Source organism: Catonella morbi ATCC 51271 (assembly GCF_000160035.2).
GTDB classification, from domain to species: domain Bacteria; phylum Bacillota; class Clostridia; order Lachnospirales; family Lachnospiraceae; genus Catonella; species Catonella morbi.
In genome coordinates this window covers 99,741-114,985 of sequence record NZ_KI535369.1, presented here as the reverse complement: position 1 = coordinate 114,985, position 15,245 = coordinate 99,741, and the positions used below count along the sequence as shown (strand labels likewise).

Annotated in this window: 15 protein-coding genes; 10 read left to right on the top strand and 5 right to left on the bottom strand. The window is 36.7% G+C overall.

The genetic code is table 11. The features are described 5' to 3' along the window. Positions 1–158: 158 nt before the first annotated feature. The 10 genes from GCWU000282_RS11100 to GCWU000282_RS11055 all read left to right on the top strand — a co-directional run bounded on the left by GCWU000282_RS11100 (position 159) and on the right by GCWU000282_RS11055 (position 10,058). The gene (locus tag GCWU000282_RS11100; RefSeq protein WP_207637292.1) at positions 159–989 is read left to right on the top strand and encodes a protein-ADP-ribose hydrolase; all 831 of its coding nucleotides are present in this window, start codon (positions 159–161) and stop codon (positions 987–989) included. A 152-nt stretch (positions 990–1,141) separates the two neighbouring features. Then, positions 1,142–1,414 carry an AbrB/MazE/SpoVT family DNA-binding domain-containing protein gene (locus GCWU000282_RS11095; protein ID WP_035040602.1) on the top strand — a complete coding sequence of 91 codons (273 nt, stop codon included), beginning with the start codon at positions 1,142–1,144 and terminating at the stop codon, positions 1,412–1,414. Continuing rightward, entirely contained in the window at positions 1,414–1,818 is a 405-nt protein-coding gene (locus tag GCWU000282_RS11090) for a putative toxin-antitoxin system toxin component, PIN family (protein WP_023355225.1), read from the top strand. The genes GCWU000282_RS11095 and GCWU000282_RS11090 overlap by 1 nt, the downstream gene beginning before the upstream one ends. 16 nt (positions 1,819–1,834) lie before the next feature. Further along, positions 1,835–2,302, top strand: coding sequence for a GNAT family N-acetyltransferase (locus GCWU000282_RS11085; RefSeq protein ID WP_035040599.1), 468 nt, complete (start codon positions 1,835–1,837; stop codon positions 2,300–2,302). Between the two features lie 67 nt (positions 2,303–2,369). Beyond that, on the top strand, positions 2,370–3,320 hold the full coding sequence (locus GCWU000282_RS11080) for an SIR2 family NAD-dependent protein deacylase (RefSeq protein WP_035040597.1): 951 nt from the start codon (positions 2,370–2,372) through the stop codon (positions 3,318–3,320). 261 nt (positions 3,321–3,581) lie between these two features. Further along, complete coding sequence (locus GCWU000282_RS11075; protein ID WP_035040596.1) at positions 3,582–4,037, top strand: RNA polymerase sigma factor; 456 nt, start codon at positions 3,582–3,584, stop codon at positions 4,035–4,037. Positions 4,038–4,052: 15 nt separating this feature from the next. Next, positions 4,053–5,279 (top strand): hypothetical protein, encoded by a 1,227-nt coding sequence (locus GCWU000282_RS11070; RefSeq protein ID WP_023355221.1) that lies wholly within the window; start codon positions 4,053–4,055, stop codon positions 5,277–5,279. Positions 5,280–5,439: 160 nt separating this feature from the next. Then, positions 5,440–6,039: a TetR/AcrR family transcriptional regulator gene (locus GCWU000282_RS11065; protein WP_023355220.1), complete on the top strand. Its 600-nt coding sequence runs from the start codon at positions 5,440–5,442 to the stop codon at positions 6,037–6,039. A 57-nt stretch (positions 6,040–6,096) separates the two neighbouring features. Then, the gene (locus GCWU000282_RS11060; protein ID WP_023355219.1) at positions 6,097–8,556 is read left to right on the top strand and encodes a PEP/pyruvate-binding domain-containing protein; all 2,460 of its coding nucleotides are present in this window, start codon (positions 6,097–6,099) and stop codon (positions 8,554–8,556) included. A gap of 113 nt (positions 8,557–8,669) precedes the next feature. Continuing rightward, a complete protein-coding gene (locus GCWU000282_RS11055) occupies positions 8,670–10,058 on the top strand; it encodes an MATE family efflux transporter (protein ID WP_023355218.1) in 1,389 nt (462 codons plus the stop codon). Here GCWU000282_RS11055 and GCWU000282_RS11050 read toward each other — a convergent pair. The 5 genes from GCWU000282_RS11050 to GCWU000282_RS11030 form a co-directional block, all read right to left on the bottom strand. After that, complete coding sequence (locus tag GCWU000282_RS11050) at positions 10,035–11,003, bottom strand: hypothetical protein (RefSeq protein ID WP_035040594.1); 969 nt, start codon at positions 11,001–11,003, stop codon at positions 10,035–10,037. The genes GCWU000282_RS11055 and GCWU000282_RS11050 overlap by 24 nt on opposite strands. 62 nt (positions 11,004–11,065) lie before the next feature. After that, complete coding sequence (locus GCWU000282_RS11045; RefSeq protein WP_023355216.1) at positions 11,066–12,175, bottom strand: tetratricopeptide repeat protein; 1,110 nt, start codon at positions 12,173–12,175, stop codon at positions 11,066–11,068. Between the two features lie 127 nt (positions 12,176–12,302). Further along, a complete protein-coding gene (locus tag GCWU000282_RS11040; RefSeq protein WP_023355215.1) occupies positions 12,303–13,310 on the bottom strand; it encodes an NADP-dependent oxidoreductase in 1,008 nt (335 codons plus the stop codon). Position 13,311: 1 nt separating this feature from the next. After that, a complete protein-coding gene (locus GCWU000282_RS11035; protein ID WP_023355214.1) occupies positions 13,312–13,752 on the bottom strand; it encodes an Rrf2 family transcriptional regulator in 441 nt (146 codons plus the stop codon). Continuing rightward, positions 13,753–14,571, bottom strand: a complete 819-nt coding sequence (locus GCWU000282_RS11030) for a nitroreductase family protein (RefSeq protein WP_023355213.1) — start codon at positions 14,569–14,571, stop codon at positions 13,753–13,755. Positions 14,572–15,245 lie beyond the last annotated feature (674 nt).

The window sequence follows — 15,245 nt, the reverse complement described above, 5'->3', positions numbered from 1 at the left end:
GATTGTATTGAAATGGCAGCCGTTAATAGATGGATACGGAATATATTGCAATATTTTCCGTACTGATATTGCTGTTGTAGAGGATAATAAAGGCTGCCTGTGTTGCAGTATCAGACCGTCATCCAAATCAGTTGAAGCTGTGGAAAGAAGGTAATCTTATGAATGAGAAAATAACTCAGGAACAGATGCTTGACTATCTGGTAGAACAGTTTAAAGCAGATTCTGATAAATATAAAGATCTGCAGATACCGATAGATACAAGCGGGAAACAGCGCATCCTGCGTTCACTGATGAATATACGTATGCCGCATCTGATGGACGAAGCAGTGCTACGTGTTCAGGATGAATATTTGAGGGAACGTATCAGAGAAAATGGCGTAGTAGAGCTTTCGGAAATACCTGCAATAAAAGATAATGTGTCCATCTGGCAGGGCGATATCACAAGACTTGCGGTGGATGCCATCGTAAATGCCGCCAATTCGCAGATGCTTGGTTGTTTTATCCCGATGCATACCTGTATTGATAATTGCATCCACACGTTTGCAGGTGTTCAGCTGCGAAATGAATGTGACAGGCAGATGAAAATTCTCAGAAATAAGTATGGAAGCAATTATGAGCAGCCCACAGCAATCCCTCTGCTTACAGACGCTTACAATCTACCCGCCAAAAAAATTATCCATATAGTCGGTCCGATTGTGAACGGAATACTTACAGCCAAGCATGAAAAGCTGCTTGCAGACTGTTATAAGAATACTTTAGACCTGTGCAGAGAAAACGGGCTTAAAACAGTGGCGTTTTGCTGCATTTCAACAGGAGTGTTCAGTTTTCCGAATAAAAGAGCGGCAGAGATGGCCGTAGAAACCGTAAAACAATGGCTCACAGAGAATCCGGGTAAGATAGACAGAGTAATTTTCAATGTGTTTAAGGATGAGGACAAGGATATTTACAGTAGAATTTTATCGGAATACGAAAAATTAACAAAGATATAATTGTAGAGCTTTAGAATGTATTATTAGTTAGTATTGAGATATGAATAAGCATTATAGTTTTTATAAAAATAATTGCATTATTAAGTAGAATCTAATATAATAAAAGTAGGGAAATTCCTACTTTTATTATATTAAAAATGGAGGTAACACAAATGGTTAATAATACATTTATTGATAATGCAAAGGTTATGTCTAAGGGACAGGTCACAATTCCAAAGGATATCCGAGAGATTCTTGGAGTTTCCTGTGGTGACAGGATAACTTTTATTGTTGAGAACGGGAACGTGCGCCTTATTAATTCTGCTGTATACGCTATGCAGATATTACAGACACAAATGACCGGCGAAGCAGAAAAAACAGGACTTGACTCTGACGAAGCGGTTATGGATATGGTTAAGGAAATCCGTACAGAAAGTGTGGACTAATGAAAGTTCTTATTGATACTAACATATTGATTTCTGCAGCTCTTAGCAATAACGGAATTCCTTATCAGGCTTTTGTAAAAGCGGTAAGCTACCCCAATCATGGAATGATTTGTGAGCAAAATATTGATGAAATGCGTCGCATATTTAATCGAAAATTCCCGACTAAAATACAGGCATTAGAGAGCTTTTTATCTTTGGCATTGCTAACACTTAAAATTGTTCCTACACCTATTGAAGAACAGGAACTTGAATCAAAAATACGAGATATAAATGACAGACCGATTCTTAGGGCGGCAATTAGTGCCGGTGTAGATATATTGCTTACAGGAGATAAAGATTTTATTGAGTCGGGAATATTTAATCCTAAGATTATGGCTGCAACAGAGTTTGTGAATGAAATTTAAGCATTGGAGATACCCTATGAATATAGAATTAGTGAGAATAGATACCCATGAAACGGAAAAATTATGGAAAATGCAAATCAATGCTTTCAAAAGTTTATTAGAAAAATATCGAGATTTTGAAACAAGCCCGGGAGCTGAAACAAAAGAGAAGATTGAAGATAAACTGCTTCAAGATTATACTTTTTTCTATTATATTTATGTGGATGAAAGTATTACCGGTGCTGTTAGAGTAGTTGATAAGAAAGATGGAAGCAGAAAGAGAGTTGCACCTATTTTTATAATGGAACAATATCGTAATAAAGGTATAGCACAAAAAGCCTTTTCTGAAATAGAAAGTATTCATGGGGAAAATAACTGGAAGCTTGATACCATCTTTCAGGAAAAGGGTAATTGCTATCTGTATGAAAAGTTAGGATATAAAAGAGTAGGAGATCTTGAAAAAATAAATGATAAAATGGATATAGTTTATTATATAAAGGATTAATTTTGATTAGGGTGATTTTCAATGTGTTTAAGGACGAAGACAAGGGATATTATAAGGAGTTGATATAATGAGCTATTTCACAGAGCGTATGTCGCAGGGAAGAGGAACAAGTGAAGAACAGATTTCAAGATTAAAGTCCGAGCTGGAATCTGCCGATGCTGTAGTGATCGGAGCAGGAGCAGGACTTTCTACATCAGCGGGGTTTACTTACAGCGGTGAAAGATTTGAAAAGTATTTCTTTGATTTTGCAAGAAAATATGGAATCAGCGATATGTACTCAGGCGGATTTTATCCATTTCCGGATGCAGAAACAAAATGGGGCTGGTGGGCAAGACATATTTATTTTAACCGCTATGTGGAATCGCCGGTGCCTGTGTATAAGAACTTGCTTTCTCTTGTAAAAGATAAAGATTACTTTGTGCTTACTACAAATGTAGACCACCAATTTCAGAAAGCAGGCTTTGACAAGAAAAGGTTGTTTTATACTCAGGGAGATTACGGATTGTTTCAAAGTGTAAATCCTGCGATACAAAAGACTTATGACAATGAGGAATGGGTTATAAAAGCAATGGAAGCACAGGGCTTTGTTAAAAATGAAGCCGGAGTTTTTTCGGTGCCTGAAAATAAAAATATCTCTATGCGTATTCCTACAGAACTTATTCCAAAATGTCCTGATGATGGTTCTGATATGACCACAAATCTTCGCGCGGATTCTTCCTTTGTTGAAGATGACGGGTGGCATAGAGCTTGCAAGTCTTATAATGATTTTTTGAATAGTCACAAAGGAAGGCATATATTATACCTGGAACTTGGAGTTGGCGCAAACACTCCGGTTATAATTAAATATCCTTTTTGGCAGCTGGTTAAGAATAATAATAAGGCTGTGTATGCCTGTATAAATTACGGAGAAGCATTCTGCCCAAAAGAGATTGAAGACAGAAGCATATGTATATATGGAGATATTGGGGCAATATTTAAAAAGTGTGTGCAAGCACACACTTCGCGAGCGGTGCCGTAAGGCAAACTTCCCTGCCGCTAGCTGTGTATCCCTCGGAGAGATTTTTTATGTAATAGGAATTTCAGAGAAATTTCCTATTACATAAAATAGTTTAACTTTACTAAAAAACCGTAATTACCTAAGATAAGAATCCAACTGCCTGACAGCATTTGGGTTTTTATTTGTCTGAGCATGCACTTTTTTAATATTTTTCAAAATGCTAAAAACACTTTACTGTTCTCAAACGTTATAAAAGTGAAAGCTAAAGGAAAGGAGGGTGCTATGATTGCAAAACTATATACTGTATATAGAACAGAACTTTTGAAATACTGCTGTATGATATGCGGAAATATAAGCGATGCCGAAAATCTGCTGCAGGAGACATTTATCAAGGCACTTTCCAATCTGAATCTTCTGGAGGAACTTGGCGAGAAAGAACGAAGAGCCTGGTTATATAAGGTGGCAAGAAATCTGTTCTATGATGCCTGTCGCAGACGGACAATAGAAAAGAAATACCTTATATGGGGTGAGGAAGAAACAGACGGTGGATTTTCAGAAGTTGAAACTGCCATTATCCTTTCCTCTCTGCCACCGGATCTGTCCGGGCTATTTATCAGGCGATACTTTGAGGGTTACACATCAAAAGAACTCGCAGAAGAATATGGGCTTTCACCATCAGGAGTACGGGCGGCATTGAGCCGTGCAAGAAAACTTCTAAGTAAAAAAATGAGCGAATAACGGAGGACAAATATTATGAAAAAAAACAAAGTAATCAATGTAGCAACCTGTGATGCAAGAGGCGTAACAGAAGATAGTCTTGCAGGATATGAAAATATTACCATCAATGCGGCAACTCTGATTATAGGTGAACGTTCAAAAGAATTGCTTAACAGATATCCGGTGACTATGAATGTATCAAATGTCCTGGAAATTCCGGACAATCAGGATGTTACAGTGAAAAGTATCAACGGTAAGGGTGAGATTGGTGCGGACGCTGATGGAACCGGCATCTTCCTGATGGTTAACGGAAAGTTAGTCATTACCGATGGCAGTAAAGAGGCGGTAAAAAGCTATTATCGTATCATGGTAAACGGAAAAGCTCTGGTACCTAAGAGCTATGAAGGCTGCTTCTCAAATATTCAGGTAAATGGCAAGATCGAGTGCTATCCGGATGGTGCAACCATCATAAAAGCTAATACAGAAATAGATAATCTCTTTCTTTCAAGGGCATCAAATCCCCTCTACTACTGCTCGGGAAACCTTTTCTTTCTCGATTCCGGAATAGATACGGAAAAGATGATTGAGAAGAAACTAAAGTTTGCTGCAAAGAAAATCGTTATCGTAGAAAGTCTGCTAACTAAACTGATACCAATATTTGATGAAGAATCTGATATTGTACAGGTTCCTGACGGTACGAGGCTAATTAATGATGATGTGGAACTCAAAACCAAAACTATCAGGAAATACGGAACAAAGCTCTGTGTTTGTGGTAATGTTTCTATTCAGGAATCGGAAGCACTTGCCTCTTTGGAATATCTGTTTGCAGATGGTACAGTCAGTGTTGATAAAGAGTTAGAAGATGTTTTTGACGAAATTGACAGTGTATATACCAGGTTGAAAGTGATTGATCCGGAGCTGGGTTATATTACAGATCGTCCTATGGTCAAGATTGATACCGCAGTCTTAAAAAAGTATCCGAAAGGTATACAGGTTGAAGATTGTGCCACTGTAAGACTCTCAAAAGAACTAAGTGCTGAAGATATCATAGAGAAGCTGCATATTTCAGATTGCGCTGTGGTTGTCTGCACGAAGGAGCAGGAAGAAGCTGTGGGTGTTATTGCAGAGGATGTTGCTATGATAGGTGCACCAAGGCAGGAACAGGAAGGTGGCGAGGATGAAAAAGATGGGGGTATATTTGGCTCTTTTCTAAATGAGTTAAAAGATACTCAGGTAATCAATGCTGCCGAGTATAAGATGTAAGAGAGACTGTTTTAAAGGTGAGATTGCATTTAATGCTATAGTATTATGAAAAAAGTTATTATATTTCAAGTCAATGAATAATACTCAAAATATTCATTGACTTTTTCATTTTAAAGAGTTATTCTATGAATAAATATAAATATATTCATAGAGGTAGATTATGGCAAAGGCATTCAGTAGTGATGAAAAGCTTGAAATCAGGCAGAAAATGATGGATACAGCCCTTGAGATTTTCCATGAAAGCGGAACTAAGGGGCTTAACATAAAGGAACTTACAACCAGAGTCGGCATAGCACAGGGAAGTTTTTATAACTTCTGGAGGGACAAAGATACCCTTCTGTTGGATGTAATGCAGTACAGGTCTGCTCAGAAATTAGCCGCCATAGAGAAGCATTTTAGTAAATCCCTTGATAATCCTATTAAGTTTCTCTCGGACATTATCTACGAGTATTCGATTGACCTTAAGGAAAAATGTGACACCAAGCCCATTTACAAAGAGGCTTTAAGTATGCTGGCAAAAAAAAGTGAAGGTAAGTCTTATGAAATAGGTGATCTTTATATTGGGTTTATTAAAAAGTTAGCTAATTACTGGAAGGAAAAAGGTGCGGTAAAAGAAGTTGATGAAAAAGGACTGATAAATACCTTTACAGGAAGCTTTGTACTATTTTCAAATTATTATAAGTTTGAAAAGGAGTATTTTAACGATATATTAAAAGCTTTTATTGTCAGTGCAGTGGAGAAATATATAGATTACCGTTAGAAACTGACAGAAGATCTTATTAAGCAGGAAAACTTTTTATCAGAAAGAAGGCAGATTATGGTAATTGATTTTAGCAAAATAAGTAAAAATGATGTTATGACAGCAGGCGGAAAGGGTGCAAATCTCGGAGAAATGGTTTCTGCGGGGATAAATGTGCCAAGGGGCTTTGTGGTAACTGCCGATGAATACAAAGAGTTTCTTCGGATAAACGGTTTGGAAGAAATATTTGAAAAAGAGCTTACGGAAGCAGGTAAAGATGAAGTAAAGCTCTTAAAGGCAGCGGAAAAATTCAGGACTCTTATAAAGAAAGGAAAACTGTCTGAAAATCTAATAAATGAAGTTAAGACCGCTTATAAAAATCTCGGAGAAAATATAAGAGTGGCTGTCCGCTCTTCTGCTACTGCTGAGGACTTGCCGGATGCAAGCTTTGCAGGACAGCAGGAAACCTATCTTAATGTAAGAGGAACAGATGAGACAGTAAACAGAATTATAGACTGTTATGCTTCTCTTTGGGGAAACAGGGCGGTAAGCTATAGGGCTAATCAGGGTTATAATCAGCTTTCGGTGGCAATAGCCGTAGTTGTCCAGACTATGGTTGAAAGTGAAAAGGCGGGAGTATTATTTACATTAAATCCGATTAATAACAATGTTTGTGAAATGCAGATAAATGCAAGCTACGGTCTGGGAGAAAGCGTTGTAAGCGGCAGGGTTACTGCGGATAGCTATATAGCGGATACGTCCGGAAAGATTAAGCATTTAACCATAGGCTCTAAGAAAACTCAGATTATTTATGGAGAAAAAGATACTACTGAAGTGGATGTAAGCAGGGAAATGAGGGAAAAACCTTCTCTTAATGAAAGAGAAGTGAAAGAACTTGTAAATGTCGGAAAGGCTATAGAAAAGCATTATGGATATCCTTGTGATATCGAATGGGCTATAAGAGGCGGGGAAGTCTATATTTTACAGGCAAGAGCAATTACCACCATTAAGGATAACTATGATGATGAGTTAGTTAAATCTTACATTAAAAACAGTAAAATTTCAAAAATGGTAAAAAAACAGATGGCATTTATGCTTGAAAAAATGCCGTTTGCTTACAGAGCGCTTGACTATGACTATATGACAGCCATAAACAACCAGAAAGCCAATATCTTTGATGAAGCCGGCATAAAGATAAATCCCAATCCGCAGATAGATGATGACGGTATCCAGACTCTGCCAAAGGATGTAAAGGGCATCAACAGGCGGATATTTAAACTGTTTAAGATGATTAAAATGCTTAAGGATTATGAATACTGTGCAAGAAAATGCGAAAGCTTTATGATGCAGTATGAAAAAGAAATCAGTGAGTTAAGACGGCTTGATTTTGAAAAAATGGACACCGATGAATGCAGGGAGTTTTTAGTTTACAGTCTTGATTTATTACAAAGAATCAGTTACGACAGGTTCAAATATGCACTCTTCCCTTCTGCCCTGAATAAGGATTTGGAAAAGGTATTAAAAAATGCAGATGCAGAACATACAGTGTTTGACCTTTACCGGAATTTAGACAACAAGACCGCTGTAGTGTCTAGAGATGTGGAAAATCTGGCAAAGGAAGTTAAAAAATCCGGTCTGTTAAAGAAAGCAATAATTTCAGGAGAAAGCTTTGAAACTATTTGTAAAGTTTTTCCTGATTTCAAAAAACTTGCAGATGAATTTTTAAATAAAAATGGTTTTAAATCGGACTATAACTGCTATTGTATTGAGGGTAAGACCTTCCTGGAAGATACGGACAGACTTATAAATATAATGAAACCGCTTATTTTACAGGAAGATAATAAAAAAGAAGACGCCGGTGACTTTAGCGGACTATTAGCTGAGATAGAGAAAGTTTCCGGTCGGAAATATGTTGAAATTAAAAAGAGAATCGAATATTTCAGGTATTTTCATATAGTGCGTGAGGAGAGCCAGTATCTTTGGGAAACCCTGTTCTATTATGTAAGAAAATGCCTCAAAAGGGCTAATTTCCTATTAGTTGGCGATGAAGATTATAGTGTGGGAATAGCCAATCTTTTTCATAAAGAACTGACAGAAGCCTTGAAAAGAGGGTATTTAAGTGAAAGTGACAAAGAAAAAATAAATAGAAGAAATCAAAAATATCCACTTGCTGTTAAGGTGTGGGAAGCTTCTAAAGCTCTTGCATTTGATGTTTCCGGAGAGGTACTTAAAGGAGTCAGCGGTAGTAAAGGCATAGCAATAGGAACAGCCAGACTGATTAAAGAACCGAAAGAATTTTATAAAATGAACAAGGGGGATATCCTTGTCTGCCATCTCACGGATCCTGAGTGGACTCCTCTTTTCGGACTTGCAGGTGCTGTGGTTGCCGATACCGGTTCAGCCTTAAGCCATGCTGCCATAGTTGCAAGAGAATATGGAATACCTGCGGTTTTGGGTGTTGGCTTTGCAACCGCAAAATTTAAGGATGGAGACAGAATAAGGGTAGATGGTGACAAGGGAGAGGTCAGTAAGGCATAAGAAATAATTAAGACGGATGAGATAAGAGGTAAGTAAGACAAGCAGATTAAGATATGCACAAGAGACAAGCAAGACATAAGTGATAATTAAGGTGAGATAAAAGGAGCATTATCATGGATAACGGAACAAGAGATGATAAAGATAAAAAAGAAAGCCGTAGGCAATACATACTTACAGCCCCTCTGCTTCCTCTTCTTGTGAAAATGGCGATACCAACCATAATCGGTATGCTGGTAACTCTTATTTACAATCTTACAGACACATTTTTCATAGGAATGCTTGGCAATAAATCAATGACTGCAGCCATAGGTATAGCTTTCAGCTTTATAAGTGTAATTCAGGCTATAGGCTTCTGGTTTGGTTATGGCAGCGGTAATGCTATGTCAAGAAGTTTGGGAGAAGGTAAGGATGAGGATGCTGAAGCTTTTTCTTCTACAGCAGTAGTAATAGCTGTGATAAGCGGATTGATTTTATCCGTATTTTCAATTGTATTTTTAAATCCGCTATCTTCATTTATAGGCGGTTCTGCATCAGAAAAATTACATATATTTACAAAAGAATACTTAAAAGTTATAGCTATAAGCATACCCTTTATGCTGTTTTCCCTTGTCACCTATAACCAGTTCAGACTTTGCGGTAATGTAAAAGATGGTATGAAGGGACTGCTTTCGGGTATGCTCACCAATATAATTTTAGATCCGGTGCTGATGTTTGGATTTAAGCTTGGCTTTATAGGGGCTGCTTATGCGACTTTGATTGGACAGATAATCGGAGCGACAGTATTATTTGCACTTACCGGAAAGAATGGAAATATAGCCCTAAATTTGAAACAGGTGAGATTTACGAGGGAAAATATTTATCATATCCTGGTAGGTGGGCTTCCCAATTTCGCAAGGCAGGGAATTACAAGTCTTGCTTTGGTTTTATTAAATATGGCGGCAGCAAGCTTCAGTGAGGAAGTCATAGCGGCATTTGCTGTAAGCAGTAGGATTGCAGCATTTTCATACAGGCTGGTAATAGGCTGGGGACAGGGCTTCCAGCCTATATGTGCCATGAATTACGGTGCAAAACAGTATGAGAGGGTGAGAAAAGCATTTAAATATACAGTGAGCATAGGTACGGTGTTTATGAGTGTATCAGCACTGATTTTATATGTATTTGCAAGTCCTCTTACAATGGTTTTATCAAGGAATGTTGAGGTAATAAGTATAGGTGCAGAGATAATTAGGTTTCAATGTTTTAGCCTTCCGTTTCTGGCTTATTTTGCCACAAGCAGCATGCTTATGCAGAATATCGGGAAATATTATTCTTCGCTTGTCATTTCCGTATCAAGACAGGGGATATTTTATATTCCTCTGTTGTTTGCACTTCCGTTTGTTTTTGGGCAGAGAGGACTGTATATGGCACAGCCTGCAGCAGATGTACTGGCATTTTTACTGGCAGTATGGGTAGTCAGGAATACCTTTAAATCACATTCGTTATTTTACCACCGAAGCACTTAGCTCTTCAGCAAACTTTTCCACATCCATCATCAGAGTTCCGTCAACCTTACATAAATGAATTACCGGAATAGGGCTTTGCAAAATCAAATTTGCATTATCCAGTGTTTCCTGATATCTGTAAAATTGTCTGCCCTTTGGGAAATCATTTTCCTTTTGCCATTCTTCAAATTCTTTTATAAAGCATTTATGTTCAGGCATTTTTACCTCTTCAAAAAGACTCTCATCAAAAAATCTTATCAGATGATAAAAACCATGTACTTCCGGAGCGAAGCATTTATCAATTTTTTCAATCGGATATCCCTGTTTTTGATATGCTTCACAAATTTTTTGCAGACATTCACCTAAACTCTCAGCATCCTTTTTTGCAAGGAAAATAAAAAAGCGGACATAGTTTTCTGCTATTCCTGAAAGTTTTTTCTTTGATAAGAATTTTTCCGCTATTGTAATTGCCTCTTGAAGTTTTTTATCATTTTTATAGTATAATGAACTTAGCAGATTAATTACATTATTCGTATAAAAAGTTCCTTTGAGTAGTGGCAATTCCTCCGGAACAAATGATTTGACCACATCATTATCATTGCAGGCAAAGCAGTTAATAAGTCCGTTTACTATATTAGCTGTATAGAGCGTTCCGCTGTGATTGATTCCTCCGCAAAGCAAAGCAGTTCTTCCATTTTGCCAAAGAGCATCGTTTAGCTTACTAAAATCATCTTCACTAAAGGCAATGTAGTAAGCAAAATATTTAATCTTTTCAAGAATAAGATTGATGTACAACTTAGTTGCTAATATCCGATTAGAGGTGTTCTCTTTTTCCTCCAAATGCTCCTTAAAAATATTTTGGTTCAGCTTTACAAATTCTGCAAGACTCAGCGGATGAGAGTAAGCACCCCATTTTTTATAATAATCCTCTCTCATTTTTTGATATAGTTTTATATACTCTTTCATGTCCTCTCCTTCACACTCCAATCATTATCTATGTTAAAAAGTTTTATACATCCTGCCTTAACCTAAAATTTATGTCTAAGGCAGTCTATCAGAAAACATTTATACTCAGGATATAGGCTAAGTTTTATCTCTGGCTTTTTACAGCCATCTTCTATCCTCTTAATCATAGCCTTATATTTTGCTAAATCTTCTTTGTAACTTGCAATATATTCCTCTTTTTCTTCCTGACTATTATAATCATCATCAATCTTAGCTTCTTCTATGTTCTCTTCCAACTTCGGAATAGTAGATTGAACTAAGTCATAAAATTTATCCTTCTGGTTTTTTATCCATAGAGTATAATAATAATGCTCCCAATCATCGGTATAATACTTACATATTACATCATTAAGCCCGTTAAGGAACTTATTATATTCATCCAAAACATAATAGGCATCATACACCTGATAATCAGATATATCATCTGTACTTAATGAATAGTTTTCATCCTGACCGTCTTTCACCTGTGCAAGATAAAAAAGAGCTTTCTCCTTATTTCCCATAAATAGCTCACAATATCCTACTGACAATAGCAGCCTCATTCTATTAGGATATTCTAAGAGTAAATTTTCAAAAAGTATTTTTGCCTCTTTGTACTCTTTATTTTCGTAAAGTGCTGCCCCATAATTAAAAAGGCTCGCATAATCATTAGACATCTTACTTGTTTTTTCAAAATATTTTAAAGCTTTTTTGAGATTTTTTTCATCATTATCACTTTCATATTCGCTAAAATAGTATAATCCCAAACCCTCGTATGTCTCCGGATATGGAGAGTTTAATTCTTCCGCTTTTAGCAAATACTTAGGTGTCAAGGTTTCAAAATCTGAATAATATCCGATATTTGTATATAGTCTTGCCTTGTCGTTATCAGATAAGTCTTCCTCATTTTTACCTAGAAAATCCAGTAGCAACCCGGCACAATCCTCATAACTGTCTCTAAGCTCCATACGAACAGAAGCAAGCAAACAAGCAATTTCTACATTTTTTCCCTCTTCTTTTTGCATATCAAGCAGCAGTTCTTCCATTTTCTCAAAGTACGGGACAGACTTATCATAATCTGTTAAAAACGGAATTTCATACTTGTTTTCATAATCTGCTTTCAGTTCTGTCCAAAATTCTTTTAATTTGTCCATATTAGGCTCCTAAAAAGTCTGTATCCTTAAAATTCGCATTTCCAATATATTTTTGAATCATTACACTTACTCTTTAGACAGTATATATCTTAATCTCCAATTATTCTAGTCGTAAATCACAGCCCTCTTATTCCGCAATCTTGATGACAGTCTTTCCTTTTGACCTGCCCTGTTTAACTTTTTCTAAAGCTTCATTCACCTGCGCTAATGTAAATACAGTATCTATAGATGTTTCCAACGGATTTTCTGCATTAAATAGTTTACCAATCTGCTCAAGTTGTCTTCCATCTTCATGAACAAATATAAAATCATAAGTCTGATTTTTCAAGCCTGCCATCTTATCATATTTACTTCCGGCAATTTTAAATAAAAACTGTTTGAAAGGTGATAACCCCACTCTTTTTGCAAATCTTCCGTTTGGCATACCTCTTAAAGACACCAATTTACCGCCTTCTTTAAGTACCTTAAATTCATTAGGAATCTCTTTATCTCCCAATGTATCCAAAACATAATCCACATTACTTAAAACATCTGCATAGTTTTCTTTTTTATAATCAATAAATCTATCTGCACCGAGTGCTTTTACACGCTCCTCATTATCAGCACTTCCGTTTGTATAAACTCTAAGTCCGAGACTCTTTGCAACCGGAATTGCCATTGCTCCGAGACTACCTGTTCCTCCGGAAATAAATACAGATTCATCTGCTTTGACATTCATAATCTCAAATGCCTGCATTGCAGTAAGTGCCGTAAGAGGAACTGTCGCAGCTTCATCATGGGTAAGATAGTCAGGTACGATTGCCAATGCATTTTCATCTATGGCTGCATATTCAGCAAAGGTACCTATCTTGGAAAGTGGCATTCTTCCATAAACTCTGTCTCCGATATTAAACCTTGTTACGGAAGTACCTGTTTTCTCAACAACACCGGAAAATTCATTTCCCAGTATTAATGGCATTTTATATGGCACGATTAATTTAACTTCTCCGCGGACAATCATATTATCAAGTGGATTGACGGCTGCTGAATATATTTTTACCAGCACCTCATTTTCATTTGGAATTGGGACAGATATATCTCTAATCTCAAGATTTGTATTTTCTTTATTATAATGTGTTAATACTGCTGCCTTCATTTTATTTTCTCCTGTTTTTACCGGGTTTTATATTATTTTTCATAATATCCATGCAATTCTCAAGCGTCATAGCTTTTAATTGCATTTCAACTTGTTCTTCCATTTCCTTGAACATACCTGATAGCACAGGTTTAATGTTCTGCCCCACAACACACATATCATTTGAGTTCTGATGAATATCAAAAATATGAATCTCGTTAACTTCCATAACTGCTTTATATATATCAAGCAGGGTAATCTCACTTGGCTTCTTTTTCAAAGTAAACCCGCTAACACCTCTACGGCCTTCTATGATTTCCGCCTTGCTAAGTCTCGTAGTAAGCTTTCGGATATAACTGGCATTGGTACCTACACTGCCGGCAATTTGTTCAGAACTCATCGGTACTTCTGCTTCTGATATTAAGATTAGGGTATGAATCGCTGATGAAAATTTAGTATCCATTTATTCCTCCAATTCATAAGTTGCTATGTATTCTGTATTATCGGGAACTGCAATTCCCGGATCCTTTTGAATTATACTTCCTTTTAAACTCTGCTCATTAGCTGCTATTTCAAAATGACAGATTGCTATTCCAAGATCTACCTTCTGTATATCTCCTGTATCTTCTTTTGCATACCTCTTTGTTTTCTCTTCGTAAAAATGAACCCTGTTTCCATCTATAACAACTCTCCATGGCTGTTTATTCGTCGCAGACGGTGACAGGCGAAGCATTTGCAACGATAACAATAATTTGCCGGCTTCTGATTCCTTTAGAGGATGCTGAAAATCTACCTTAAAAAACAGTCTTTCAAATGATAATCTATCGTCAGACTTCATACCTTTTCTCATAAGATTTTCTCTTATAGAGCGTTTTTTTGCCGCATACCCTATAGGAGATACTGCCGGCATAACTTCGCCTTCTTTTAATTCTATTGCTTTTTCAAATGCCTTTCTGTCAATAGTAGCAGCAAGCCAAACCGTTCCTAAGCCTAGCGAGGTTGCAAACAGAATAAACTTTTCAAAAGCATATCCAAAAGCAATTTCTGCCTTTGGTACTTTTTTGTACTTTGCTGCCACATAGGTGTCTGCTCCGATAATTACCGGACTGCTGAGACCATGTTCTTTGGCATCTAAAATTTGAAATTCAATCGGTATCCGGAACGGATTGTCAACTTTATTGATATAGTCCCTGACTTCTTTAATAACTGACTCCGATATAGCACTCTTATTAAATGTACGCACACTTACTCTGTTTTTTATTGTTTCTATTGATAATGACATTTTTCTACCGCCTTTCGATTTTGTGCTTCAGTTGTATTTGTATCTGATACAGGTATAATACATCACAAATCTTAATCTGTCAAGCCTTTTTTATAGGAGTTAAAATAAATATAGCCCATCACTAATTGGTTTTCTAACAGTGACAGGCTATTTGGGGCTTAACTATACATTAATTTAAAGTTTTTAATCCATATAATTATAAAATTTGAAGTTGTAGGGCTAATGTATTTGTTTATCTTACTAAGTCACGCCTTCGCTGATAAATGTCTAGACTCGCTCCGGTTTTTCTGAAAGAAGCTGTTTTAGGATTATTCTGTTGACGAAAAAACTAATGCGCTCGCTTTTTGGCAGAGACTCACGCTTAGCAAATTGCGAAGTAATGAAGCTAAGTGTGTTAGTCCTGCCTATATAATAGCCGTCCACGATTGACGAGTGCTTGCACGAAGTCAGAGTGGAAACGGCGAACTATGCGGCATTATCAGCTCCGGCTGTTTAATTGATAAGTAGTTAGAAACAAACACATTAGCCACATTGGACAGGGTGGGTACGGCTACAAAGGTATTATTCTTATAAGTATTTAATAGAATAACCTTCCTTTAGCCTTTACATGACAGCTAACTATAAAACTAAGAACAAATAGTATATAAGTCTTTTAGATTACAGCGGTGAATGAG

Bases quoted from the DNA above. Each gene is read 5' to 3' on its own strand.
- GCWU000282_RS11100 (WP_207637292.1), top strand. From the start codon at position 159: ATGAATGAGAAAATAACTCAGGAACAGATGCTTGACTATCTGGTAGAA.
- GCWU000282_RS11095 (WP_035040602.1), top strand. From the start codon at position 1,142: ATGGTTAATAATACATTTATTGATAATGCAAAGGTTATGTCTAAGGGA.
- GCWU000282_RS11090 (WP_023355225.1), top strand. From the start codon at position 1,414: ATGAAAGTTCTTATTGATACTAACATATTGATTTCTGCAGCTCTTAGC.
- GCWU000282_RS11085 (WP_035040599.1), top strand. From the start codon at position 1,835: ATGAATATAGAATTAGTGAGAATAGATACCCATGAAACGGAAAAATTA.
- GCWU000282_RS11080 (WP_035040597.1), top strand. From the start codon at position 2,370: ATGAGCTATTTCACAGAGCGTATGTCGCAGGGAAGAGGAACAAGTGAA.
- GCWU000282_RS11075 (WP_035040596.1), top strand. From the start codon at position 3,582: ATGATTGCAAAACTATATACTGTATATAGAACAGAACTTTTGAAATAC.
- GCWU000282_RS11070 (WP_023355221.1), top strand. From the start codon at position 4,053: ATGAAAAAAAACAAAGTAATCAATGTAGCAACCTGTGATGCAAGAGGC.
- GCWU000282_RS11065 (WP_023355220.1), top strand. From the start codon at position 5,440: ATGGCAAAGGCATTCAGTAGTGATGAAAAGCTTGAAATCAGGCAGAAA.
- GCWU000282_RS11060 (WP_023355219.1), top strand. From the start codon at position 6,097: ATGGTAATTGATTTTAGCAAAATAAGTAAAAATGATGTTATGACAGCA.
- GCWU000282_RS11055 (WP_023355218.1), top strand. From the start codon at position 8,670: ATGGATAACGGAACAAGAGATGATAAAGATAAAAAAGAAAGCCGTAGG.
- GCWU000282_RS11050 (WP_035040594.1), bottom strand. From the start codon at position 11,003: ATGAAAGAGTATATAAAACTATATCAAAAAATGAGAGAGGATTATTAT.
- GCWU000282_RS11045 (WP_023355216.1), bottom strand. From the start codon at position 12,175: ATGGACAAATTAAAAGAATTTTGGACAGAACTGAAAGCAGATTATGAA.
- GCWU000282_RS11040 (WP_023355215.1), bottom strand. From the start codon at position 13,310: ATGAAGGCAGCAGTATTAACACATTATAATAAAGAAAATACAAATCTT.
- GCWU000282_RS11035 (WP_023355214.1), bottom strand. From the start codon at position 13,752: ATGGATACTAAATTTTCATCAGCGATTCATACCCTAATCTTAATATCA.
- GCWU000282_RS11030 (WP_023355213.1), bottom strand. From the start codon at position 14,571: ATGTCATTATCAATAGAAACAATAAAAAACAGAGTAAGTGTGCGTACA.